Source organism: Methylobacterium sp. Leaf100 (assembly GCF_001422845.1).
GTDB lineage: Bacteria > Pseudomonadota > Alphaproteobacteria > Rhizobiales > Beijerinckiaceae > Methylobacterium.
In genome coordinates this window covers 39398-45740 of the sequence record NZ_LMMW01000014.1, presented here as the reverse complement: position 1 = coordinate 45740, position 6343 = coordinate 39398, and the positions used below count along the sequence as shown (strand labels likewise).

Here is a 6343-nt window from a genome sequence, read left to right as displayed (position 1 = left end):
AGCGACGTCCTGACCCTGGTGCGCGATCCCCAGACCTTCCTGGCGGTGGGCGCGCTCGGCAACTCCACCGAGATCCCGTTCCAGGCCGAAGGCATCACCCTCGCCCAGGCGCTGGCCAAGGCGCGCGGCCTATCCGACTTCCAGGCCGACCCGGCCGGCACCTTCATCTTCCGGTTCGAGCCGGCCGCCGTGGTGCGCCGGCTCAAGCCCGGCAGCCCGCTGCTGGGCACGCCGCTGGTACCCGTGGTCTACCGGATCAACATGCGCGACCCCAACAGCCTGTTCCTCACCCAGGCCTTCCGCATGCGCAACCGCGACCTCGTCTACGTCTCCAACGCCCCCTTCACCGAGGTTCAGAAGGTCCTGTCGGTGTTCTCCACCGTCACCGCGCCCGTCGCCGCCGGTGCCTCCCTCTACGCCACCGCCCGCTGAGAGGACGATGCGGGCCGGAGCGGTCTTCCTCGGGGCGATGGTCCGCGCCGGGTTCGCCCGTTGCGGAGCGCGGCACGAATCCAGACTTGCGTTCTCGTGCAGCTTCCCGCACGGGTCGGGCGGTCCAAGGGGTGCGAGCCCCGCATTGTCTTCGGTAGATCCGCTGAAACCTTCCTGAGGTCGAACGAGGCGTGAGACGGGGCGAGACGAGGTTCAGACGCGCGACCCGGCGCCTCGGGCTCGATGGGCGGTGGGCGGCCGGCCTCCTGCTGTTGAGCCTCGTGCCGGTGAGCCTCCTGCCGGCCGGGGCCGCGCGGGCGGACGTCGTCATCGGCGTCGCCGTGCCGCGCTCGGGCGCCTACGTGGCGGTGGGCGAGCAGGTTCTGCGCGGCGTCCAGGCTGCGGCCCGCGATGCCAACGCGAAGGGCGGCCTCGACGGCCAGACCATCGTCCTCGACGTGCAGGACGACGCCTGCGATTCCAACAAGGCCGTGGCGGTGGCCAACCACTACGCCGCGCAGGGCGTGCGCCTCGTGGTCGGCCATGTCTGCTCCAACGCCTCGCTCGCCGCTTCGGAAGTCTACGCCGCCAACGGCACCCTGATGATCACGGCGGCGTCCGTGGCCGCCAAGCTCACCGATCGCGGCCTGCCGACGATCTTTCGGGTCTGCGGGCGCGACGACGACCAGGCCAAGCTGTCGGCGACGATCCTGGCCGAGCGCTTCCGCGAAAAGAAGATCGCCATCCTCAACGACCTCACGCCGGGCTCGCGCAACCTCGCCGCCGCGACGAAGGAGAACCTCAACCGCATCGGCATCAACGAGGCCCTCGCCACGGCCTTCGCCTCCAGCGACGCCGACGACGCGGCGCTGGCCGACCGCCTCAAGGAAGCCGGCATCGCGGTGGCGTATTACGGCGGGGACGCCCGCGAGATGGGCCGTCTGGTGCGGATCGCGGCCGAGCGGGGCTACAGGCCGCAATGGTTCGGCACCTCGGCCATCGCCACCCAGGAATTCGCCACCATCGCGGGACCGGCCAGCAACGGCGTGCTGATGACCTTCTACCTCGACCCGCGCCGCAAGCCCGAGGCGGCAGCCGTGGTCGCCGCCTTCAAGGCCGAGGGCGTCGAGCCCGAGGGCTCGACGATCTACGGCTACGCCGCCCTCCAGGCCCTGGTGGCGGCGGGCAACTTCGCCCACAGCCAGGATTCCAAGCGCCTCGCCGCGACCCTGCATGCCGAGCGCTTCGACCTCGTGCTCGGTTCCGTCGGCTTCGACGCCAAGGGCGACGTCACGGCGCAGGGCTACGTTCTCTACGTCTGGAACGACGGGACCTTCGCTTACGCCAAATGATCCCGGCCCCGATGATTCTTCGCCAAATGACCCGGCACGGGATCGTTTCGGGCGCGTCCCCGTTCGTGAACCGATGGCCGGACGGGCCGCCCGCGCCGATTCTCCGGTGCGTGGATCGATTGTGAAGCGAGGCGTCATGCCCCCACCCCTCTCCGGACGCGCCCTCCCCCGGCGCGCCCTCCTCGCCGCCGGTCTCGGCGGTGCGGCGGCCGTCGCCGCGCCCGCCCTCGCGCAAGGGGCGCCGGAGCTGCGCTGGCGCCTCGCCAGCGCGTACCCCAAGGGCCTCGATATCCTGTACGGCGCTGCCGAGACCCTGGGCCGCCTCGTGGCCGAGGCGACCGACGGCCGTTTCCAGATTCAGGTTCAGGGACCGGGCGAGCCGGTGCCGGGGGACGGAATCCTCGATGCCGTCGCGGCCCGCACCGTCGAGATGGGCTATGCGCCCGCGACGCAGGGGGTGGCGAAGGACCAGACCTTCGCCCTCGCCACCGCCATCCCCTTCGGCCTCAACGCCCGGGGTCAGTCCGCGTGGTGGCTCGACGGCGGCGCCGCCGACCTGTTCGCCGAGATCTTCTCCCGCAACGGCCTCGTGGCCCTGCCGGCCGGCAACACCGGCGCGCAGATGGGAGGCTGGTTCCGCAAGGAGGTGAAGGCAACGGCCGATCTCCAGGGCCTCAAGCTGCGCATCGCCGGCCTCGGTGGCCAGGTCCTGGCCAAGCTCGGCGCCGTGCCGCAGGCGACGCCCGGTCCGGAGATCTACGGCGCCCTCGAAGCCAAGACCCTCGATGCCGCCGAATGGATCGGCCCCTACGACGACGAGAAGCTCGGCCTCCAGAAGGTGGCGCCGATCTACCATTATCCGGGCTTCTGGGAGGGCGGCGCCCTCATCCACGTCTGGTTCAACGCCGAAGCGTGGAAGGCCCTGCCGAAGGCGTATCAGACGATCCTGCGGTCTGCGGCCGCGCAGGTCCACGCCGAGGTTCAGGCCCGGTACGATGCGCGCAATCCCAAGGCCCTGCGCCGCCTCGTCGCCGCCGGGGCGCAGCTGCGTCCGTTCCCCCAGGAGGTGATGGAAGCCGCCTTGAAGGCGTCGACGGATGTCTACAACGAGATCGCGGGCAAGAATCCGGACTTCAAGCGCATCTACGAAGCGATGCGGACCTTCCGGAACGAGGAATACCTCTGGTTCCAGGTCGCCGAGTACACCTACGACAACTTCATGATCCGCGCCCGCGCACGGGGATGACTTCACGATCCGCGCCCGCGCGGGGGGACCTGCATCGCGCCGAAAAAAAGGCCGCTCCGAAGAGCGGCCCGAAGTCTAGGGAGGAAACGCCCAAGAAGGGCAACGGGAGCGCGACGCCATCGCGTTCCCGCAATGCACAATCTGATCCTCCCGCTCGGAAATGCAAGGCCGTTGGGGCAGCACCCCTGTCGCTTTTCGTGCAACCCGACACGTTGTAATCCGTCTGTCTCCAAAATGTCGCAGGCCCCCGGTGGCGTCCCTGCAACGTCGCCGAGCCGCATCGAGACGGGCGGGGCCAGCGTCAACGCCCTGATGCCAAGGGGTTTTTCGAGCGCGACAAAGACCGGTCCGCGGTGCGGATCTGGCCGAAGGCCGTGCTCATCCGCCGCCGCCGCGCGTGTCGCCGAGGCTCTACATTTTCAGCACCACACGGGATGCGGCGGGCACGATGACGATACAGGCAGGGCGAATCAGGGTGTTGAACGACGTGGAACCCCGCGCGGACGGGGCCTACGTCGTCTACCTGCTGCAGCAGGCGAATCGCGCCCATTTCAACCCGGCGCTGGAATACGCCGTCGCGGAGGCCAACCGCCTCGGCGTGCCGGTCGTCGCGTGCTTCGGCCTCCTCGACGGGGCCAACGGCTTTCCCGAGGCCAACGCCCGGCACTATGCCTTCCTGCTGCAGGGCCTCGCCGACGCCAGGGCCGGGTTCGACCGGCGCGGGATCGGCTTCTGCCTGCGCAAGGCCTCCCCCGCCGAGATCGCCATCGACCTCGCCCGCGACGCCGCCCTGCTCGTCCTCGACCGCGGCTATCTCGCCATCCAGAAGCGCTGGTACGGGGAGATCGTGGCGGCGGTGAAGACCCGCATCGTCCAGGTCGAGGGCGATGTCGTCGTTCCCGTCGAGGTGGCCTCGACCAAGCACGAATACGCCGCCCGCACCCTGCGGCCGAAGCTCAACCGCCTGTTCGACGACTATATCGTCGGTCTGTCCGAGCGCACCGTGAAGCACAGGGCCGGGCGCGGCCTGCCGAAGGCCGAGATCGACATCGCCGACCCGGACGCGGTGCTGGCCGGCATGACCCTCGACCGGGACGTTCCCCCGGTCAAACGCTTCACGGGCGGCGAGACGGAAGCGCGGCGGCGCCTCAAGGCCTACCTCGCCGGCCCGTTCGCCACTTACGGGGCCGAGCGCAACAAGCCCGAGGCGGGCGCGGCCTCGCACATGAGCCCCTACCTGCATTTCGGCCAGATCTCGCCCGTGGAGATCGCGCTCGCCGTGCGCGCCGCCAGGACCGGCGGGGACGACGACAAGACCGCCTATCTCGAGGAGCTCATCGTGCGGCGCGAGCTCGCCATGAACCACGTCCACTACACGAAGGGCTACGAGTCCTACGCCGACGCGGTGCCCGAATGGGCGCGCAAGACCCTGGCCGAGCACGCCGACGATCCGCGTCCGCACACCTACACCGAGGCCGAACTCGCCGCGGGCGAGACCCACGACGTCCACTGGAACGCGGCCCAGGCCGAGATGCGCGAGACCGGCTACATGCACAACCACCTGCGCATGTACTGGGGCAAGAAGATCCTCGACTGGTCGCCCTCCCCCGAGGAAGGATTCAGGCGCACCCTGCGCCTCAACAACCGCTACTTCCTCGACGGCCGCGACGCCAATTCGTTCACCAACGTCGCCTGGGTCTACGGCCTGCACGACCGCCCCTGGGCCCGGCGCAAGGTCTTCGGGACCGTGCGCTACCAGAGCGAGAATTCCTTGAAGAAATTCGACGCCAAGGCCTACCTGAAGACCGTCGCGGAGCTGTGCGCGGCGGAAGGCGTGAAGGCGTGATGCAAGGCGTGATTCGAGAGGGGTGATGCAAGGCGGGCCGGCGCCGGGTATGCGCCTTGCCTGAGGCGCCGTGCGCCGCAACGCCGGATCCCCCACCCATGCCGTCCCGTTCCCGCATCCGCCCCGCCATCACACGTTTGCGCAGTGGGGCCGTCGATGCCTTCGCGGTCTGGCGGCGGCGGCTGCTGTTCCTCCTCGGCGGCATCGGCGTCGGCCTCGCCGCCGTCCTGATGGCCAAGCTCGCCGATGCGGCGCAGGAGGGGTTCCGGATGATCCTGTCCCTGTCGCCCTGGATGGCCCTCGCGGTCACGCCCGTGGGGTTCGGCCTGTGCACCTACCTCGCCCGCACGGTGTTCCCGAATTCACAGGGCTCGGGCATTCCCCAGGTGATCGCGGCGCGCCACACGGCTACGGCGTCCCTGCGGCGGGCCCTGGTCTCCCTGCGCACGGCCGCGGGGAAGATCGTCGTGATGGCGCTCGGGCTGCTGTTCGGCGCCTCCACGGGACGCGAGGGCCCGACCGTCCAGGTCGGCGCGGCGATCATGGCCGCCGTCGGCCACCTCACCCCCAATCGCCAGCCCGGTCTCATCCTCGCCGGTGGGGCCGCCGGGGTTGCCGCGGCCTTCAACACGCCCATCGCCGGCATCGTCTTCGGGATCGAGGAACTCGGACGCGCCTACGAGGCCCGGACCGGCGGACTGATCGTGGCGGCCATCGTGGCGGCCGGCCTCACCGCCCTGGCGATCACCGGCAACTACACCTATTTCGGCACCACCGACGCGGCCCTCCCGTTCGGCCCCGGCTGGATCGCCGTGCCGGTGATCGGCGTCCTCGGCGGGCTGACGGGCGGCGTGTTCGCCCGCGTCGTCATCCTGTTCGCCCGCGGATTGCCCGGGCGTCCCGGCGCCGTCATCGCGCGCCGGCCCATCGTGTTCGCGGTGGCCTGTGGCCTCGGTGTCGCCCTGTGCGGCCTCGCCTCGGGGGGCGCCGTCTACGGCACCGGCTACGAGGAGGCCCGCACCCTCCTCCATGGCGCCGGTGGCGGCGCCCTCGATTTCGCGCCCCTGAAGTTCCTCGCGACCCTGTTCTCGGCCATCAGCGGCATTCCGGGCGGCCTGTTCGCGCCCTCCCTCAGCGTCGGGGCCGGCCTCGGCGCCGTGTTCCAGGGCGCCTTCCCGGGGGTGCCCGTGGCGGCCCTCGTCCTCGTCGGCATGGTGGCCTACCTCACCGGCGTGCTCCAGGCGCCCATCACGGCCTTCGTCATCGTCACCGAGATGACCCAGGGCCACGCCCTGATGATCCCCCTCATGATCGCCGCCCTCATCAGCGACGCCGTCTCGAAATCCATCTGCCCGGAGGGGCTCTACCATGCCCTGGCCGCGGGACTGCTGGCGCGGGCGGAGAACCGTCAGGCCGGCTGATGCGGCCCGACGACCGGGCCGACCCCGGACGCCCGACCGAATCCGC

Annotated in this window: 4 protein-coding genes and 1 pseudogene; all 5 read left to right on the top strand. The window is 70.4% G+C overall.

Annotated features, from left to right (window positions below; translation table 11 throughout):
* Nucleotides 1-432 (top strand): annotated as a pseudogene (locus ASF25_RS11485) (sugar transporter); the annotation flags it as partial.
* A 266-nt stretch (nucleotides 433-698) separates the two neighbouring features.
* Nucleotides 699-1784 carry a branched-chain amino acid ABC transporter substrate-binding protein gene (locus ASF25_RS11480; RefSeq protein WP_056264711.1) on the top strand — a complete coding sequence of 362 codons (1086 nt, stop codon included), beginning with the start codon at nucleotides 699-701 and terminating at the stop codon, nucleotides 1782-1784.
* A gap of 136 nt (nucleotides 1785-1920) precedes the next feature.
* Nucleotides 1921-3030, top strand: coding sequence for a TRAP transporter substrate-binding protein DctP (gene dctP, locus ASF25_RS11475; protein WP_056168597.1), 1110 nt, complete (start codon nucleotides 1921-1923; stop codon nucleotides 3028-3030).
* A 448-nt stretch (nucleotides 3031-3478) separates the two neighbouring features.
* Nucleotides 3479-4876: a deoxyribodipyrimidine photo-lyase gene (locus tag ASF25_RS11470; RefSeq protein WP_056168594.1), complete on the top strand. Its 1398-nt coding sequence runs from the start codon at nucleotides 3479-3481 to the stop codon at nucleotides 4874-4876.
* A 98-nt stretch (nucleotides 4877-4974) separates the two neighbouring features.
* The gene (locus ASF25_RS11465) at nucleotides 4975-6297 is read left to right on the top strand and encodes a chloride channel protein (RefSeq protein ID WP_056168590.1); all 1323 of its coding nucleotides are present in this window, start codon (nucleotides 4975-4977) and stop codon (nucleotides 6295-6297) included.
* Nucleotides 6298-6343: the final 46 nt, after the last annotated feature.

What these genes read in the sequence shown, in the direction of transcription:
- dctP (WP_056168597.1), top strand. Translation starts at nt 1,921, where the DNA reads ATGCCCCCACCCCTCTCCGGACGCGCCCTCCCCCGGCGCGCCCTCCTC.
- ASF25_RS11470 (WP_056168594.1), top strand. Translation starts at nt 3,479, where the DNA reads ATGACGATACAGGCAGGGCGAATCAGGGTGTTGAACGACGTGGAACCC.
- ASF25_RS11465 (WP_056168590.1), top strand. Translation starts at nt 4,975, where the DNA reads ATGCCGTCCCGTTCCCGCATCCGCCCCGCCATCACACGTTTGCGCAGT.